The organism is Paracoccus tegillarcae, assembly GCF_002847305.1.
Lineage (GTDB): Bacteria > Pseudomonadota > Alphaproteobacteria > Rhodobacterales > Rhodobacteraceae > Paracoccus > Paracoccus tegillarcae.
Map to the genome: position 1 here is coordinate 1,276,755 of NZ_CP025408.1, position 18,304 is coordinate 1,295,058.

The window sequence follows — 18,304 nt, forward strand, 5'->3', positions numbered from 1 at the left end:
CCGCTCAATGATCAACTCGTGCGGCTGATCCAGGAAATATCGGTCGCGCAAACCGCGTCCGGCGCAGCAACTTGAAACCGCCCCGCTGGCCTGTTCTCTGTGTTCATTGCTGGCCTGCCACGCGCGCAACTCGCGATATCCTTGGGCCTTGTCGCTGGCAGCCGATCCTTGATGGCCCGCCGCGCATCCGCCTGCGGACGCTGTCTATTCGTCCTGTGGATCCGGGACAGCATGGCGTCGGCGGTCTTCGTCTCTCAGGCGCGTCTTTTTTAGCCCGCCATGGCTTTCAAGCACGGCATAAGCGATGGTTGAAAGCTTGCTGTTCACCTCTTTCAGCGCGGCAATCAGTTCCAGATGCTGGTTGCTTGAACTGAGGCTGGTCAAGTTGCCGGTGCTGACCCGCTGCAAGTGCTTGCGGCGGCTTTTCTCTTCCAGTTTGGACACACTCTGCTTGTGCAGAACCAAACGGCGCGCGGCCGAGTAATCGCCCGTCCATGTTACCTTTTGGGCCAGGATCAGCGCCTTGCGGACTTCTTCGGCGAGTGTCGCAATTTCTGCGTCACCTTCGGACGAAAAGGCGAATTCGCCGTTCAGCTGTTCCTGACGGATCTCCAAGTATTTGTCCGCGAGGATATCTGCACAACGCTCGATCCGGATGGCAAAATCGACGATATTGCGGACCTCTGTCGACGCATCCTCCGGAAGTTGCGGCAGATCCGCGAATGCCAGCCTGATATCCGACAAGGCGCGATTCATCTGCCGCTCTGACGACGTGACAAGGGCGACCTCGGGGCTGGCTGCAGTTACCTGCTCGAACATGCCTGTCAGGATCGACAGCATCTGGTTGAGGCCACCTTTCAGCGCCGTCACAATGATTTCCGGGTCGCTTTCCCCGCCCGGGATCGTGACCACGCCGGAAACCTGGCCGGAACGATCAGAATTCTGCGGTCTGCGCGCCATGTACCGGGCAATCGGCGCAAGCCACAGCAGGATGAAATTGAACCCGATATGGCCCAGCAGTATCGCGGTTTCCGCATCAGGCAAGTGTTGCGCCACAAGCTCGTCCGATATGACAAGTCCGGCCAAAAGCAACGCTGCCAGCCCGCAGCGCAGAACAGCGATGATCCGCGCCAGATGCATCGCATCCGCCGTTTCATTGCGCAGCAGCCATAGGGGCAACAGGGCGCTGCCGATGTTGCAGCCCAGCACAAAGCCAAGGCCGGTCAACGGCCCCAGACCTGCATGTGCGGCGATAAACAGGCCCGTCAGGATCGCGGCAAGGCTGGAATGCATCAGCAATGTCAGGGCTATCCCGATGATCGCAGCGGTGATCGGGTCGCCTTGCAGCACCGACATCAACGGGCTTTCTTCCGACAGCGCCTGCAGGGGCTCTACCGCGTCTCGGATCACGCCGAGCGACATGAAGATCAGGCCCAGACCAAGGATCACCCGGCCCAGATTTTTCCGCCGGGCCTCGCGCGAATTAAGATAGAGCCAGCCGCCGGTCAGAATGGCGAAGGGCCCAAGCGCCGCAACCGGCAATGTCAGGAAGCGGACGGCCAGGGCAGAGCCGAAATCGGCCCCTATCGCCAGCAAAGCTGCCGAAACCAGTGGGATTGCGTTACTGCCGACCATGCCCGCGGCCATAAGCATGACGACCGTCGCGCCCTGCATGGCAAAGCCCAATGCCGCACCCTTTGCCAGCAGTGGCAAGGTCGCCGAGGCCTCGCCCAGGCTTTGCCGGATTTGGTTGCTCCACAATCGCTCGATCCCGATGCGCATGAAACGCACGGCAAACAGCAGCAGAGTCGCGCCGCTGAGAAGATGAACCAGAAAGGAAATGATCGCCATTGCAGCAGGGTCCCAGCCACGCGCCCAAGCAATGCTTGGCAGTATCAGATCGGCCAACCTGCCCTGCGTCGCAGTCCTGGCGGCTTGACCACGCGCAGCCAGAAGATGACTGTCATTATTTACCGGCAGGTAAGAGTTGCCGTCAAGGATTGCGGCGACGCCACCCGTGGCGCGACGGATCAATTTTCCGGGCGCATGATCCTGTGGGTCACAGGGCACCAAGCCTATTCTGTCAATCGTGAAGACAGACCCGTGCCATTGGACAAGGCTGCTTGCCAGTGTTCGGACGTTGCGCCAAATCTTCATGCAGGATGCGCTGCCAATCGCGAGAGAAGTTCGTGCTGAGACCCTCCATCGTGGTAATTGTGGACGCTGGCTGGGAAACGTCGCCCTCGGTCAACCGCTCAATTTCAGTTCGCCAGATCTCGGTCGACGCGTCCTGAACCGCAATCGCGCCAAGCGACAAATGGTCTTTGAGGCCATCAACATCGCTGGTCAGCAATGCCCGGCCCGCCGCAAGCGCCTCTATCGCGACCAGGCCATAGGCTTCCCAACGTGACGGCATGGCAACTGCATCGACAGCGCCCATCGCCTCGATCGGAGCAACGAGGCCGAAAAAGGCAATACGCGGATCGCCCGAGGCGAGGTTTCTTAGCCGCTGTTCCTCCGCCCCTTCGCCAAAGATGTGCAGCGCGATATCGGGGTTGGTTGTCTGCCGGAATGCCGTGATCAAGGTGTCAAAGCCCTTCTGTCGCTCTAGCCGGCCAACAGCGCCGATCACGCGGATTGGCCCGATGGGGCGATCGAGGTCCAGAAACGCCGACAGATCGACGCAGGACTGAATGACGGACAGCCTGGCCGCAGGGACGGCACCGCTGCTGACAAGCCAGTTCCCCTGCGCCCTGCTGACCGCCACCACGCGGTCGAACAGGCGGTAGGCGATGCGCAGCAAGACGGCGAACCGGCGTTCATGCGTCACGTTATGGGCCACGAAGTTTTCGGTATAGCTGTGTTCGACATGGACCAGCCGCGCATGTGGGTTCATTAGTTTCAGCGCCGCCAACACAGGCAAGGATCGCCAGCTGATCGCCAGATGGGACACAATCACATCAGCCTTGATCCGCCCCAACGACAGGCGACCGCGATCAACGCATTGCAAGCTGTGCTGGGCAAACTCGGCCATAGCGGGTGCCGTGATGATGTGGTCCACGACCCGCATCACGCCGCCGGCAGTCGTGTCATCGACAAGGTGAACGACGCTTGGCAGGCCCATCAGGTTCTTCCTGCGGTCCGGGCGCGCTGGGCGAACATCATGACAGTTTGCAGCGCCCGCTTGCCAAAGGCGAACAGCGCGGCCGAGGCACCAAGCGTCACAATCGATTTGATCGGCTCCTCAAACAGCGGCAGACGCGATTCTGCCAGCCATGCCTTGGTCAGTTCAATGGCGCGCCCGCCGTCCAGATCGCTGATCGCGCGGCGGCTGAGATAACGCAATTGATAGGCACGCGCAGCAGGTGCATTGACCTCAAAGAAGGCCGGATTCAGCGGGGTCTGCTTCTGGACCATTCTTTCCCATGCAGCCAATTGCCGGTCGGTGGCGGCTGACAGGCCGCCTGTGCTGATGCGATATTGCGTGAGCAGACCGGGAATACCTTCAAAGACCCAATTGGTCGTCAGCGCGATGCGCATCCAGCACTCGATGTCTTCGGATTGGCGAAAGGTTTCGTCGAAATACCAATGGCGCGTGGGCTCTTGCCGGTGGTGATAGGCAATCTCTTCCAGCACCTCGCGCCGGATCATCGTGGCAGAGCCGTTGCCGATGGGATTGCGCTTGAAGATGTTGACCTCGGTGATGCCGGTCAGTTGCGGGCGCTGCGCCTGTCCGGTCAGGTTGCCGTCGTCATCGATCAGGGCCGAGCCTGAAAAGCTGATCCCGACCTCGGGCCTTGCCTCGAAATGCACCACATGCCGGGCAAGCTTTTCCGGAACCCACAGGTCGTCGGCATCGCAAAAGCCAATGATGTCGCCGCGTGCGGCCGCGATGCCTGTGTTGCGCGCACCGGCAAGGCCGCGATTGGCCTGACGGATCACGCGCACGCGCGGATCACCGCTGAAACCGGTCGCGATCCGGTTGGTCGCATCGGTCGAGCCGTCATCCACGATGATGATCTCGAACTTCTGATAGGTCTGCTCCAGCAGCGCGTTCAGCGTGCATGTCAGGGTGGCTTCGACGTTGAATGCGGGGACGATGATAGAGGCGAGTGTCATGGCAGGTTCCTTCGGTTGGATCACGAGAAGAGGATGCGGTTCAGGCGACGCGGCAGCAGCGTCGCGCTGACGGCCCCTGCCAGCGTCAAGGCGCCGCGATTGAATGGTGCGAAAAAGCCGCGCGGGCTGTAGGCCACGCCGTAAACCGCGTGACGCAATGCCTGAATTCGCGGCGCGCCTGTGCGCAGTGCGCGGCGGGCAAGATAGCGGTGATGAACGGCGTGGCTGCTTCTGCTGGGCGTGACGCCGAAACGCGCGGCTGTTTCAAGCGCGCGTTCGCGGCCCGACAGCATCGCAGCCAGATTTGCCGACAAGCCGCTGACGCTGGTGCGGTACCAGGTTTGCAAGGACGGCACGCCGATGATCCTTGCGCCGCGACCGATCAGACGGATCAGCAGTTCAAGGTCTTCGTTATGCACCATCGTCACATCAAAGCCGCCAGATCCGACAAAAGCATCGCGGCGCAAGGTGATGTTTGACATGGTGCAGACCGGGTTTTCGCCCAGCAGCCGGTCAATGGTCAGATCCCCGGCTGGAACAGTCGAATACACGGTGCAATCGCTTGGGCATTTATCGAAAAAGCCGATCTGGCCAAACGCGCCGTCAACCTGCTGATCCGCAAAGATCGTGGCAAGTTCGGCCAGCTTTTGCGGGGTCCAGAGGTCATCTGCATCGCAGAACGCGACCAGATCGCCCCGCGCCAGGGTCAGCGCGCCAAAGTTGCGGGCGGCACTGGGGCCCTTTGCCTTGTTCAGGATCAGCCCGATCCTCGCGTCCTGCGTCGCAGCCGCAGCAATGACGTCGCGGGTCAGATCGGTCGATCCGTCATCGACGCAGATCAGTTCCCAATCGCATTCGGTTTGCGCCTGGATACTGGCGATGGTGCTGTCGATGGTGACCTGCGCATTGTAGCAGGGCATGATGATCGAGAATCTGGGCATGGATCAGGCCTTTCTGAGTGTGGGGCCAAAGGCCATCAAGACTGCGGGAAGCGACGGGATGACCATGACGACCGTCGCGACGATGGCGTAGCCCGTGGCGACGGCATGCAGGCCATAGGGTGCCATCAGGGCGGTGTTCAGCATCAGCGCCGCTGTCATGGCCAGAGTGGTCCAGAATTCCTGATGGGCGTGACCGGATGCGCGCAGCCATCCCGCGGCTGCGGACCACAGCGTCGTGGGGATCGCCACCAGACACAGCAGCGAGACGATCTCGGCGATGCCGTCCCAGCCGTCGCCGAACAGGATCGGGACGTAATACGGCGCCATCAGTGCCTGCATGACCACGATGGGCGTAATCAGGCCCAGCGCCATGACAATGCTCTGACGCAGCGCCAGCACCTTGTCCGAACTGCTGCACAGATGCGGGAACAGAACGGTCGAGAAGGCAACCGTGAACGAATTGGCAAGACCCAGACCGGCATTGAACGCCATGAAATACAGGCCAAGGGTTTCGGCACCCATCAGCGACCCGATGATCAGCTTGTCAGCCTGCAGGCGCATGGCCTTTGTCAGCTCGACCCCAAGAACGGCCCAGCCAAACCCGATGAACGGGCGCAGCGGGGCGCGACCATTGCTGAGGTCCAACCGCCAGGGATGCAGCCTGCGCATGGCGACAAGCCAGAACGGCGCAGTCAGCAGGCGCGGCAGGATCAGGGCCAGCGACGAGGGCCAGACAAGGGCCAGAACGGCCGACATCATGTTGGCGCCGACGACCTGCGCACCAGAGATCGCCGCCGTCTGCCGCAGTTTTCCGGCGCGCATCGCCAGCGCCGTTTGTACCAGACCGGCGGGCATGAACAGGTATTCGCCTGCCAGCAACACGATCAGGATCAACAACTCGACGCTGGCGCCGGTGGCATAGAGCGCAAGGCCGATCCCGGTTTGCGCGATGAACAGGCCCAGGCACCAGATCCAGAAAATTCGATGCGCGGTGGCGCAGGTCTGCGGCAGCTCTGCCTCGGGCGCAGAGATGATCTTTTGGCCCACCCCGTTCTCGGTCAGCGATTTCAGGATGTCGGCTGCGGCAAGGGCTGCGGCGGCGACGCCGATCTGCGACAGCTCCAGCGACCGGGCAACCGATATCACCACCAGCAAACGCGATGCCTTGGCAGCAATTTCTGAGGCGCCATAAGCGAAAAGATTTTGCGCGATCTTCGAGGGTGCAAAGCGCAGGGTCATGGTGAAAGGTCCAGTTTTTCAGGTTGGACCATTCATAGCGAAGGCAGATCACTGCGTCGTGGACGTCACCGGACAGGCGCAAGGGGCAACCGGGTTGTCTTATATACGAATGGACAGGGCAGCATCTTCCGATGCTCACTCGACTGGGTGGCGCGAAACGAATATGGTCCGCACAACCGCAAATAAACAACGAGCGTTTTAAATGGCAGACCGTATAAGATATGGATCAACCATTCTTGCCACATTGCTGGTTGCAAACTGCGCATCCTTCGACACCCCCGATAATCTGGAGCCCGTTGAAAAAGGCGGCGGTTATCAAGCCCAATACCGGAATCCCGCCGTATCCCGCAGCAAGGCGGATTCGTTGACCTCGGCTGTGCTTAATGCGCAGGAATGTCGCGAGCCGCGCGGCGGGGATGCAGGCAAGGGCTCTGGCCTTGCCGCGGTTTCGCTGCGTGGCGAACGCCTGACCCGAAATGATCTGGTCGATGTGCGGGTCAGCGATGATGACACGTTCAGCGGTGATTTCGTCGTGTCGCGCGACGGCACCATCAAGCTGCCTTTCCTTGACCCGATCCGCGCCGAGGGCAGGTCGACCGACCAGATCGAAGATGAAATAGCATCGCAGCTGATCGCCGGTGATTTCTATAAATCAAATCCGCGCATTTCAGTGCGTGTGGCGGATTTTGCCTCGGTCAGCGTCGGCGTCGCCGGGGCGGTATTCGAAGCGCGCTCTGTCGAGATTGGCGGGGTCGAGGGCGATCGCGTGGATGATCGTCGGCAAGGCGCGTTGGGCGCCTCGACCGAGGGGCGGAACCTTTCGGCGGCGCTTCGCGCGGCGGGCGGCGTGCGGCCCGATGCGGATATCTCGGCAGTCGAGGTCCGGCGGGCTGGCCAGTTTTACACCGTGGACATGCGCGGCGTGTTCGAGGGCGTCAATGCCGTCGACATCATGCTGCTGACCGGCGATGAAGTGACGGTCCCCACCCGCGGCTGTTTCCAGGAAGACCTGATGCGGCCCAGCCCGATCAGCCCGCCAGGCATTTCGCTGTTCCTGTCGAACCTGACGCAACCTGCCTCGGGCAACGCGGTGTCAGCCGTTGGCCGTGATGTGCGCGAAATTCCCTACGGCACACGATATTTGCAAGCGGTGATAAACACAAACTGCGTCGGAGGCGCTCGCGGGACCAGCGCCAACCGATCGTCGGTTCTGTTCTCACGCAACCCGGCAACGGGTGTCTCGGTCGTCATCGAACGAAGCATCGAAGATTTGCTGCGCCGCGCAGATCGCGACGATTACGACCCCTACCTGCTGCCCGGAGATTCGATTGCCTGTTACGACAGCACCGTGACGAATATCGGGGAAGTTGCCGGCCTGCTCGGCGTTCTGGGCATCTGATCATCGACCTGCGGCCGATCGCAGATCATCCAACGCGGATTGCCTATTCAGATATCAGCAGAGGCCGCGTCTCTGCCCAGATCCCGGGCAGGCGCGCGGCAGCGTCAGACGCGGCTTCGGCATCCGAACGCTTCGCGGCTACTTCAACGGCAATCAGTCCGGCGCGCAACTTTGCCGCGCCAATCGTCGCAGCCGCACCGGCGACGCGATGGGCCTTGTTGGCGATCTGGTCCAGCGAATGGTCCGGCAGGCGTTGCATGAAGTCGATGGCTTCATCCACCTCGGCGCAGAACTTGTCCAGTACCGAGCGAACCGCATCAGGCGACAGCGTTTCGCGCAACTCGCGCAGGTGCTGCGGATCAATTGCATCAGACAGGGCAAGTTTAACCGAGGGGTGCTGCGTCGTGCTGCAAAGGTGATCGGCCAGAATATCGGACATGGCATCGCGCGACAGCGGCTTGGTCAGAATCGCGTTCATGCCGTCGGATATGAACGCCTGCCGTTCCTCGGCCATCACATTCGCCGTCAGCGCAATGATCGGTGCACCGGCAGATGCCCCACCCGACGCCCTGATCGCGCGTGTCGCGGTTCTGCCGTCCATGACAGGCATACTGATGTCCATGAAAATCAGATCGAACCGCTGATCCTGCGCCAGCGCGACCGCGATCTTGCCGTTATGCGCCACACGGACGGTGTGACCCATCGCTGTCAGCATCTCGCGGGCGACGACACGGTTAATCTCATTGTCCTCCACCAGCAGAATGCTGCCGCGGATCGCAGGTGCCCGCCGATCCGTCTTGCGCCTGTTTCGGGTGGCGGCCTTCACCGGGTTGATCGGAAAGCGAATACCAAACGTGCTGCCCTTGCCGACTTCGCTGGCAACCTCGATGCTGCCGCCCAGCGCCTTCACGAAACGCTGCGCGATCCCAAGGCCCAGACCGGTCCCGCCGACGTTTCGGTCATAGGATGAATCGCCGGTCATGAAGTCATCAAAGATCTGCGCTTGCAGCGACTCGTCCATGCCAATGCCGGTATCGCTGATGGTGATCTGAATATCAGGCGCGTCGTTGGGATCGCCGACGACTTCGAGCTGAACCGAGATCTGGCCGTCGCGGGTAAATTTCACCGCATTGCCGATCACGTTCATCAGGATATGCTGAATCCGTTCCTTGTCGGCATAGATCCATTCCACGACTGGCCCCGACCAACCCCATGTCAGCGTGGTATTATGCGCCGCCACCGCGCCGCTTTGGTTATCAACGATATCCTGCAAGAGCGAACTGAGGTTCATCACAACCGGCCGAAGTTTCAGCTTGCCGGCATCATATTTGGTGATGTCCAGGACGTCCGAGATATGGCTCATCAGCAGCTTGCCGGATGTCTCCATATTCTTGATGTAGCGGCTTTGGCGGGCGCTTGGATGACTGTCCTGCAACAGCGAAAGATTGCCCAGCAGACCATTCAGAGGGGTGCGGATTTCGTGGCTCATCGTGGCCAGAAAATCCGTCTTGGCCTTTTCGCCTGCCAGTGCCCTGTCACGGGCCTCGACCAATTGCTTTTCCGCCGCGACCCGGTGCGAGATGTCGCGCAGAAATGAAACGAAAATCTCGCCCTCTGCGGTATCGGCCGATTGGACGGCAAATTCGACCGGAAACACCTCGCCAGAGGCGCGCTTGGCCTCCAGCTTGATGCGCCCCTTGCCGACCACACGTTTCTCACCGCCCTGCCGCATCCGCGCAAGGCCTGCCTCATGCGCCTCGCGGTGATGGTCAGGCACGATCAGTTCGCCCAGTTGACCGCCGATGGCGTGCTGTGCGCTGTAGCCGAACATCTGCTCGGCGGCGACGTTGAAATCCAGGATAACCCCGTCAATGTCGCAAACGATCACGGCATCCAGTGCGGTGCTGGTCACGACGTTCATGCGTTTGCTTGCCTGTATCGTCTCTTGACGGCGCCGCACGTTCTGGCGGTTCAGATAGCCCAGATAGACGGTGAACAGGATCAGCGCGACGATCAGCAGCGTCACGCCAATCGCCATCTGCAGCAGCGTGATATAGACGTTTTCACGTCGCATATCCGATTCCGTGGCAAAATAGCTTAGCCCCGAGGTCGACAGCCTTCGCACATTGCTGCGCACCTTGCCTGCCTCTTGCGCCAAGGTGGGCAAGGCAGCTTGCAGCGTCGGATCGTCGGCGTCGATCTTGTCGACGCAGCCATCCAGAAACCCCCGAAGCGCTTTCAAATTATACGAAAATTCAGGAATGGCCCGCACCGGCGCGTAAATCGACGCCTGTTGCAAGGTTGTCATCCGACTGTAGAAGATGTCGAAATCGCGCCGCAAATCGTCCAAGTTCGGAACGGCGGCGCGGGTCGCGTTTTCAATCGCGATTTCCAACTCTAGAAATTCGACCTCGGTCTGCGACAGGGTCCATTGAACATTGTCCGAACTGGCCGAGTTCAGCAGCCGCAAGTCGCGCGCCACATTGCCAGACAGAAAGGCGATGGTCACCAAGCTGAGGACGGCCATGAGGATCCCAAGGATCAGCCGCGAGGGAAAGCCGCTTTCTGTTTGATCGGCCAAACCTGTATTCCTGACATCAGAGGCTTGTGGACAGGCGTAGAGATGCGGCGGGTCGTCAGTCAACCGCTTCGATACGATCCATCTGCCAAATGCTGCGAGAATAGATCACTTCGGTCCGATAATCGGCGTCGGCATCATAGGGATAGATGATCCACAACGGTCCCTTGTCGCGCAGTGACATGGTATCGCCGTTCTGGCGGTATGCCACGATCGGTCCGCCCTCGACCGCGTCGGTCATGGGGATCTCGATCTCGTAATCGTTGATCGCCGTCGCGCGCAGCGTCTCTCCGGTGATGCCAAGCGCCTCGACCAATGCGGCAAGCGACACACCTTCAAAGGTTTGCATGCCTTCGGTCCAGATCGTCGATGTCTCGATGGTGGTCGTATCCATCGCTTCGAGCATGTCCAGATCAAGCTGGGCCGTGCCGTCGACATTCGTCGTCTCGACATTGCCCGAGACGGTCAACATGACCTCACCCGTCGGCGCGGCAAGATCTGACGCAATTGCGGGCAAGCCGGTTGCGCCAGTCATGGCAATCACGGCCAAAGCTCCGAAAAGTCTACGCGACATGGTGATATCCTTTTCAAGTCACCCAAGCTATCGCATGAACGCCGCGAACCGCTCAACTGGGCAGAGGGATAGCGACCTACCCGTTCGGATAGGTCGCCATGTTTCAAGCCACCCGGCGCATCGGGGCGGCGCGTTCCCTCAGGAAATACCGCAATTCCCCCTCAAGCTCTGGCCGGTCCAGCGCGAAGGCGGCGGTTGCCTGCACAAACCCCTGGATCGAGCCGCAATCGAACCGTTCACCTTCGAACCGGAAGCCGGAAATGCCTGCCGTCTGCACATCGGCATTGATCGCATCGGTCAATTGCAACTCGCCCCCGGCGCCTGGTCCCAGATTGGCAAGACGGGCAAAGATCGACGGTTCCAGAATGTAACGGCCAATGACCGCATCGGTCGACGGGGCCAGTTCCGGGCGCGGCTTTTCAACCATCCCCTTGGCGCGCAGCAAGCGACCATCCTGACTGGCCACGTCAAGCACGCCATAGGACGAGGTCTTCTTCAGCGGCACGTCCATCGTTGCGACCATATGCCCGCGGTTTCTGGCATGTGCATCGACCATCTGGGCCAATGCCCCGCGCTTTGAGCGGATCACATCATCGGGCAGCAGCACGGCAAAGGGTTCATCCCCGACAAGCCGCTGCGCAAGTCGGACGGCATGGCCCAACCCCAGCGGATTGCTCTGGCGCACAAAGGACAGCGCCCCTTCGGGCATGCGGGTCGGTTCCAGCGCGGCCAATGCATCGGCTTTGCCGGCGCGTGCCAGCCGCTGTTCAAGGGCTGCGGCGGTGTCGAAGTAATCCTCCAGCGCGCCCTTGCCGACGGCGGTGACAAAGATGAACTCTTCAATTCCGGCCTCGCGGGCCTCATCGACGGCGTATTGGATCAGCGGGCGATCAACGAGCGGCAGCATCTCTTTCGGGATCGATTTGGTCGCAGGAAGAAAGCGGGTGCCCATGCCGGCGACGGGGAAAACGGCCTTGCGGATATGTGTCATTGGTCGTGTCCTTTCAGGTTAAAAGTCGCGTTCAGTAGGCGCCATCGCTGGAAACCACGGCGCGGAAGGTCATGCAGATCAGGGCCAGATCAAGCAGCAGGGTGCGCGATGCGGCATAGCTGAGATCCATCTCGACCATCTGGTCGAAGCCGATCTTGGCGCGGCCCGAGACCTGCCAGACGCCCGTGATGCCCGGCTTGACCGCCAAACGTCCCAAGGCGCGTTCCGGATAAAGGGCAACCTCGCGCGGCAAAGCAGGGCGCGGGCCGACAATCGCCATTTCGCCGCGCAAGACGTTCAGGATCTGCGGCAGCTCATCGATCGAAAAGCGACGGATAAATCGGCCGACGCGCGTGACCCGCGGGTCGTTGCAGGATTTGAAGCAAACACCTTCGCGGTCAGACGCACCGGCGATGGAGGCAAGCTGCGCCTCGGCATCCGCGCCCATCGATCGGAACTTGAGCATGCTGAAGGACTTGCCAGCTTGTCCGACGCGGCGTTGCCGGTAGAATACCGGACCGCGGCTGTCTGCCTTGATGGCCAGAGCGGTCAGCGCGAAGACTGGCATCAGCAGGACCAGCGCAGTGGCCGCAATGCCCACATCCAGCCCGCGCCGCACCATGTTGGACACCGGTATGCGCCTGGCGGCTTTTGCCCCGGCATGGGCGAGGAAGGTCGGATTGCCCGCAATATAGCGTTTGGCCAGGCGGCGCGGCTCTTGCGCCAGACGCCATGTCCATTCCATTTTTATCTTGCGCAGGATCTTGGGCGCACGCACCACCACCCCGGCAAGGAAATCTAGCAAGGCACCCACGGCCAGTGTCACCCTTGCATTCAACCGGTGTGCATTCTGGTGCAGCCACATCTCTTGCAGCGGCACGCCAAGGGCGACCAGCACGATGTCAGCGCCGCTTTCGTTGATATCCGCGATGACCGCTTCGGTATCGGAGGCCCCATCATAGCCGTCGCGCGTTCCGGCGATCCGCAAATGCGGTGTTTTGCGGATCAGGGCAGCGGCTGCCGCATCTGCCACGCCTGGCCGGCCGCCGAACAGATAGACTGACTTGCCGCGCCGAGCGGCCTCGGCCATCAAATCAGGAACAAGATCGGTGCCGTTCAGGTTCTCGGTCAAGCGCAGGCCAGTCATCCGGGCGGCCAGTTCAACGCCGATCCCGTCAGGCAGCAGCATGTCCGCATCGGCAACGGCGCGTGCATACTGCGGATCCTGGCGGCGGATGTTGCAGCAATGCGCGTTCATGAAAAATGCGCGGCGGCGTCCGGGTGCAAGCAGCGCGTCAATTGCCTGCTGCTTTGTTCCATCGACAAGGTATAGATCAAGCGCTGGAACGTATGTGTTTGAATGCGTAGGAACTTCGGCCGGCAAAAGCGTGGCGAAATCTTTGTTGAAGTCGGTATGTTTCATGGGGCGGCCTCGCTGGCTTGGGTTGCATTTCCCTAAAGCTGACGAAGGTTCGCGGTCCGCTCAACGGAGCGGACGGACAGGAAAACGGCACTTTGGTTCGCCGCACTGAGAATGTGGTTAATGCCGCTATCCGATCGGAGTGTGACCTATCCGAACGCCCCGAAAACGAAATGACAGTTGTGGTGCCATGTCGCAGTGCATGCATATATGTTTTGCGTTATAGTCTGATTGAAAAGGGAGTATGCGATGCGCGTATTGATTGCAGATGACCATGATTTGCTGCGTGACACGCTCGTTCTTTTTCTGGAGGCCAATGGCGATATCCAGACCAGTGCGGCTGCCGACCTGGCAGGGGCACATAGACTTATCGAACTTGAAGACCCATTCGATTTGATCCTGCTAGACCTAAATATGTCGGGCATGAATGGCTTGGACGGGCTGAAAACAACGCTAGAGATGAAGGGCGGCCAACGGGTCGCCCTTTTGTCGGGCGAAGCGACCCGGGAAATTGCCGAACGCGCGTTAGAGGCAGGCGCGGCAGGTTTTGTGCCCAAGACACTTGCAGCAAAATCCATGATCAACGCGGTCAAGTTCATGGCAATGGGCGAACAATATGCCCCCATCGATTTCATGACCGCCGTCGATGATGTTCCCGTCCATCCCTTGGCCGAGAAACTGACGTCGCGCGAATTGCAGGTTCTGAAAGGGCTGACAGAAGGCAAGGCCAATAAAGAGATCGCCCGTGATCTTGATATCACCGAGCCGACAATCAAGCTGCACATGAAGACGCTTTATCGCAAGCTTGACGCATCAAACCGCACCCAGGCGGCCTTGATTGCGCGCGAAGCGGGTCTTTTCTGAACTATTCGAAAGGATAGGCCCATGCGCAAAAGTTCCATAAGACAACCCCTGTGCGCAGGCGCGGGCAATTAAAAGAAACGATACATACAGGGCAAAGGAGCCACCGAATGAGTCTGCAAGACGCCGAGAATAAGATCAAAGCGCGTCAACGCCTCGGCAGACGAATTCCATTCCGCCGAATGCTGGTTGGTGGTCGCATCAGCGATCTGGGCCGCTTTCCCCGATACCTTGCCTTTTCGTTGCTGGGCGGCGCGCTGATCTGGGCGCCGATCTCGGGCTACCTGCGGACCGCGCCGCTGGTTTTCACCTCGCATACCTCATTGATCCTGCCGGGATCAGGCGCGTCGGCCTCGATGAACCTCAACGGGATCGGGCAGGCCACCTCTTATGCGAATTCGGCCTTTGCCAGCAATTCGGTCAGCCCAACAGAAACCTATAAGCGCCTGATCGGTGCCGACAGAATTCTGGAGGCGGCGGCCAGATCAATGGATATAAGCCGTGGGGAGTTCGGGAAACCGCGCATCAGTCTGGTGGACCAGACCAGCCTGATCAATCTGGAAATGACTGGTGGATCGCCCGAACTGGCGAAGGCGCGCGGCGATGCGCTGCTGGCCGCGTTCTTCAGCGAGCTGGACACCCTGCGTACCGACGAAAAGGACACCCGCGAAGACAGCGGCGTGGGTGCCATCGAGGGATACCGGAATTCCGTCGCTGCAACCCGCCGCGACATCGCGCAATTGCAGCAGGAAACCGGGCTGGTTTCCAGCGACCAGTACAATGCAATGGTCGAAGCAACGCGCGTGCTGGAAGGCCGGGTTCAGGACGTTGCTGCCACCCTCAGCGAACGGGACAAGAACGTGGTCGCGCTGGAGACGACACTGGGGATTCCTGCCGATGCCGCCGCAACGACGCTGAAGCTTTATGCCGACGCAGAATTTGCCGCGCTGAACAATGAACGTGGCGCTCAGGCCGCCTCATTGGCCGAAGCGCGCTCGTCCTTTGGCGAAGGCCATCCCAAGGTTGAAAGCGCACGCGCGGCGCATCTGGCCGCGTCGGCGGCGGCACTGGCGCGGGCGGCGCAGGTTACCGACCTGACCATACCGCAGCTTGAAAAACTGGACATTGCCCCGGCTGGCGCGCGGGCTGACCTGTTGGCGCAATTGGTCCGGATGGATGCGGAACGCGTCGGCATCGCTCAGCAACTGGAGACCCTGACCAACCGGTTGCAGGGTGAGTTGGGCCGTCAGCAAGACCTGTCAGCCGCCGCCGCCCAACTGCAAGATCTGCAACGCGATTTTTCGGTTGCAGAGGCTGTATTTGCCTCGGCCATCGCGCGCACCCAGTCGACCAGATCAGACGTTTACGCCTCTTATCCTCTGGTGCAGGTGCTGGAAAACCCGTCCTTGCCAGACGCGCCGACGTCGCCCAACCGCAAGTTGGCGATTGCCGCCGGCATTGCTGCGACCTTCATGATGCTGATGGGCCTTGTGCTGATCTGGATGCGCTCGGCGCTGATCGGCCGGCTGCTGAAAACCCCAGACGAACAAGCATGACCCCCGAAAACCCGGCAGAGCGCATCGTCTATAAGGCGATGGTCTACACATGGCCGCTTTATGGCATCGGTGCGCTTTATCTGGTCGGCCCCGTGCTTGCATGGTCACTTGGTGCGCTTGCCCTGATCTCACTTTACCTGGGCCCTGCCATGCGCCGCGATCTTCGCGCCACGGGCCCCGTACCGCCGCTGGTCTGGGTCTGGTTTCTAGGCATGTTCATCATGCTGATTGCCCTTTGGATCGGGCATCTTGATTGGGGTCTGGGCCTCAAGCAGACGATCAAGTCATCCATCGGATGGGCGAAAGGCTGGGCGCTGCTGGCGCTGTTTCCTTTGATCGGTGCCGTCCTGCCGATCAGGCGGGAAGTTCTGATCCGGGGGCAATGCGTCATCGGCGCGGGAACGCTGGTCCTGGCCCCGCTGATGCTGGCGGCACCGTATATCGGCTTGCCCGAGAAAATATTCACCTCGCCGCTGAAGGCGGTTGGCGGACCGGGGCCGGAATATTTCAGCGTATATTTCTTTACCTTCGATCCCGCGAGCTGGACCCCCAGATGGCAGTTCTATGCACCATGGTCGCCATTCGCGGCGCTGCTTGGGGTCGTGATGGTCGTGTTCGCGCTTGAGGAAAAGAACCGAAAATGGATGCTGGCCGGGCTGGGCGCGGGCATTCTGATGATCCTCGCCTCCAAATCCCGGATGGGCCTTGTCGGTCTGGTCGCCTGCACTGTCGCGCCAAGGATGATGCCGCTGATCTTGCGCGGATGGGCGTGGCAAAGCGTGGCCGCGCTGACCGCATCACTGGCCGTCTTCGGCACGGCGCTGGTGAGCATGGCAAAAGACGCCGTTGCAACCTTCAAGGGCGCCCGCGCCGACAGCACCCGGGTCCGCGAGACACTGCAGCGCATCGCCGGCGAGCGGTGGAGGAACGAAGCCGTCTGGTTCGGCCACGGCACGGTGCACCCCGGGTCCCACGCGGTCGAGTTCATGCCCATCGGCAGCCATCACACATGGTGGGGGCTGCTTTTCGTAAAGGGCGTTGTGGGGTTTGGCGCGCTGCTTGTGCCGATGGTCTGGCACGTATTGTTCAGCCTCATTGATGCCGCGCGCCACCAAAGGGGTCGGCTGCCCTTGGGCATTCTAATGACAATTGTCCTGCTTTCCTTTGGTGAAAACCTGGAGATCGAGGCATATATGTTATGGCCCGGACTCGTCCTGCTCGGCGTTCACCTGCGGGAAGTCGCGGATGACCACCTCAGATGGCCGCCTCAAGAGTAGATAACGATGGCAGCCATCAAAGCAAAAAATCCTGCGAACAAGACGATTCCTACAATAACCTGCGCAATTGCTCTGGCAGAGATACAGGTTATAGCGACCTGACCGGTGACGTCGGGCCAGCTGCTGGCCGACTTGTTTTGCGGCGCGCGCAGCGGATAGTCGCATGAGGGGCAGGCAAAAGCCTTGTCGGAAACGTTGGTTTCACATTCGGGGCATGAAAGCAGGGCCATATCAAAACTTCGGCTGCAAGATTGTAAATTCGACCCTTCGGTTCAGCTGGCGCCCCTCGGGGTTGTCATCGCCATCTGAAAGGGTGTTGGGTGCGACCGGCTCACTTTCGCCACGGGGCCTGGTCGTCATCCGGTCGAGCTTGATACCGCGCGCGGCAAGCCAGGTCCCGACCGAAACCGCAAGCCTGTCCGACAGCGCCATGTTGTAATCATCCGATCCCTTCGCATCGGTATGGGACACCTTCCATTCCCTTGACGGCCTTGCTGTCGCGACGCTGCTGCGCATGATCCTCTTGGTCTGTTGCCTCAGGTGACCTGATCGGGCGACGCGCGGCGATCCCAGACCTCTTGCTGCTCCTTTTTCACCATCGCCTCGGCACTGGCCGGACGAACGGTTCGATATGGAGGGTTTTCGGCCTCTATTACTTCGATCATGGCCTCGATCATCTGATCGGGGTCGTGTTGGTTGTTCAGTTCCCGCACCGGCCAGTGGGCCACCTTGCGGTCGCCCTGCCCCCACCACTGATCCATGCTTTCCATACCGGTGTCGTTGAATCCCGTTCGGAACGCGCCCGGGTTGACCGTCACCACCTGAACGCCATAGGGCTGCAATTCGTCATGCATGGCCGAGCAGATCGCCTCGACCGCGTGTTTCGAGGCGGCATAGGCGCCATCGAAGGGCACCTTTACCAATCCCGCAACGGACGAAGTCCAGACGATCCGCCCCGATCCGCGCGTGACCATAGCCTTGGCAAAGCCCTGCGCCAGTTCCAGCGCGGCAAAGACATTGGTTTCAAATACAGAACGGAAAACCGGCATCGGAATTTCAACCATGGGGCCGGATTCCATGATCCCCGCATTGTTGAACAGCGTATCAATCTCAAGCGTCAATGCGTGGTTGCGGTCGATTTCGTTCAGCACGTCCAGCTTGATGACCTGAATATTCAGCCCCTCGGCCTTGGCGGCGTTGCGCATTTCCCAGACCTGCGGCCAGATCTGGCAGCCCGCTATGACCTGATGCCCGCGTTGGGCCAAACCCCAGGCGACACCGCGGCCAAAACCCGTGGCGGCGCCGGTGATAAGAACTGTGTTGCCCATGGCGATCTTCCTTTCAGGATG

Annotated in this window: 16 protein-coding genes; 4 read left to right on the plus strand and 12 right to left on the minus strand. The window is 60.5% G+C overall.

Annotated elements, in window-relative coordinates; all coding sequences use genetic code 11:
* Positions 1 to 204 precede the first annotated feature (204 nt).
* From CUV01_RS06315 to CUV01_RS06335, 5 genes are read right to left on the minus strand one after another with little or no spacing between them, the layout of a single operon-like run.
* Positions 205 to 2,070, minus strand: a complete 1,866-nt coding sequence (locus CUV01_RS06315; protein WP_157994790.1) for a Na/Pi cotransporter family protein — start codon at positions 2,068 to 2,070, stop codon at positions 205 to 207.
* Positions 2,071 to 2,083: 13 nt separating this feature from the next.
* Positions 2,084 to 3,124: a glycosyltransferase family 4 protein gene (locus tag CUV01_RS06320; RefSeq protein WP_101459730.1), complete on the minus strand. Its 1,041-nt coding sequence runs from the start codon at positions 3,122 to 3,124 to the stop codon at positions 2,084 to 2,086.
* On the minus strand, positions 3,124 to 4,119 hold the full coding sequence (locus CUV01_RS06325; RefSeq protein ID WP_101459731.1) for a glycosyltransferase family 2 protein: 996 nt from the start codon (positions 4,117 to 4,119) through the stop codon (positions 3,124 to 3,126). Before CUV01_RS06325 ends, CUV01_RS06320 begins: the two co-directional genes overlap by 1 nt.
* Positions 4,120 to 4,139: 20 nt before the next feature.
* Entirely contained in the window at positions 4,140 to 5,060 is a 921-nt protein-coding gene (locus tag CUV01_RS06330) for a glycosyltransferase family 2 protein (RefSeq protein ID WP_101459732.1), read from the minus strand.
* A gap of 3 nt (positions 5,061 to 5,063) precedes the next feature.
* Positions 5,064 to 6,299: an oligosaccharide flippase family protein gene (locus CUV01_RS06335; protein ID WP_101459733.1), complete on the minus strand. Its 1,236-nt coding sequence runs from the start codon at positions 6,297 to 6,299 to the stop codon at positions 5,064 to 5,066.
* A 202-nt stretch (positions 6,300 to 6,501) separates the two neighbouring features.
* Between CUV01_RS06335 and CUV01_RS06340 the strand changes: the two genes are divergently transcribed.
* Positions 6,502 to 7,698 (plus strand): polysaccharide biosynthesis/export family protein, encoded by a 1,197-nt coding sequence (locus CUV01_RS06340; RefSeq protein WP_101459734.1) that lies wholly within the window; start codon positions 6,502 to 6,504, stop codon positions 7,696 to 7,698.
* A 43-nt stretch (positions 7,699 to 7,741) separates the two neighbouring features.
* On the opposite strand, the gene CUV01_RS06345 is transcribed toward CUV01_RS06340, so the two are convergent.
* The 4 genes from CUV01_RS06345 to CUV01_RS06360 form a co-directional block, all read right to left on the minus strand.
* Complete coding sequence (locus CUV01_RS06345; protein WP_232962547.1) at positions 7,742 to 10,279, minus strand: PAS domain-containing hybrid sensor histidine kinase/response regulator; 2,538 nt, start codon at positions 10,277 to 10,279, stop codon at positions 7,742 to 7,744.
* A gap of 55 nt (positions 10,280 to 10,334) precedes the next feature.
* Complete coding sequence (locus CUV01_RS06350) at positions 10,335 to 10,850, minus strand: putative pterin-binding protein (RefSeq protein WP_101459735.1); 516 nt, start codon at positions 10,848 to 10,850, stop codon at positions 10,335 to 10,337.
* A gap of 103 nt (positions 10,851 to 10,953) precedes the next feature.
* Positions 10,954 to 11,841, minus strand: coding sequence for a UTP--glucose-1-phosphate uridylyltransferase (locus CUV01_RS06355; protein ID WP_101459736.1), 888 nt, complete (start codon positions 11,839 to 11,841; stop codon positions 10,954 to 10,956).
* Positions 11,842 to 11,872: 31 nt separating this feature from the next.
* Positions 11,873 to 13,264 (minus strand): sugar transferase, encoded by a 1,392-nt coding sequence (locus CUV01_RS06360; RefSeq protein WP_101459737.1) that lies wholly within the window; start codon positions 13,262 to 13,264, stop codon positions 11,873 to 11,875.
* Positions 13,265 to 13,510: 246 nt separating this feature from the next.
* On the opposite strand from CUV01_RS06360, the gene CUV01_RS06365 reads away from it, so the two are divergent.
* From CUV01_RS06365 to CUV01_RS06375, 3 genes are all read left to right on the plus strand, one after another.
* Positions 13,511 to 14,125, plus strand: a complete 615-nt coding sequence (locus CUV01_RS06365; RefSeq protein WP_101459738.1) for a LuxR C-terminal-related transcriptional regulator — start codon at positions 13,511 to 13,513, stop codon at positions 14,123 to 14,125.
* Between the two features lie 107 nt (positions 14,126 to 14,232).
* Positions 14,233 to 15,678, plus strand: a complete 1,446-nt coding sequence (locus CUV01_RS06370; protein WP_101459739.1) for a GumC family protein — start codon at positions 14,233 to 14,235, stop codon at positions 15,676 to 15,678.
* Positions 15,675 to 16,955 (plus strand): capsular biosynthesis protein, encoded by a 1,281-nt coding sequence (locus CUV01_RS06375; protein ID WP_101459740.1) that lies wholly within the window; start codon positions 15,675 to 15,677, stop codon positions 16,953 to 16,955. The genes CUV01_RS06370 and CUV01_RS06375 overlap by 4 nt, the downstream gene beginning before the upstream one ends.
* Here CUV01_RS06375 and CUV01_RS06380 read toward each other — a convergent pair.
* The 3 genes from CUV01_RS06380 to CUV01_RS06390 form a co-directional block, all read right to left on the minus strand.
* Positions 16,946 to 17,185, minus strand: coding sequence for a zinc ribbon domain-containing protein (locus CUV01_RS06380; RefSeq protein WP_101459741.1), 240 nt, complete (start codon positions 17,183 to 17,185; stop codon positions 16,946 to 16,948). The genes CUV01_RS06375 and CUV01_RS06380 overlap by 10 nt on opposite strands.
* A gap of 1 nt (position 17,186) precedes the next feature.
* Entirely contained in the window at positions 17,187 to 17,426 is a 240-nt protein-coding gene (locus CUV01_RS06385; protein ID WP_157994791.1) for an OmpA family protein, read from the minus strand.
* Between the two features lie 65 nt (positions 17,427 to 17,491).
* Positions 17,492 to 18,283 (minus strand): SDR family oxidoreductase, encoded by a 792-nt coding sequence (locus CUV01_RS06390; protein ID WP_101459743.1) that lies wholly within the window; start codon positions 18,281 to 18,283, stop codon positions 17,492 to 17,494.
* Positions 18,284 to 18,304: the final 21 nt, after the last annotated feature.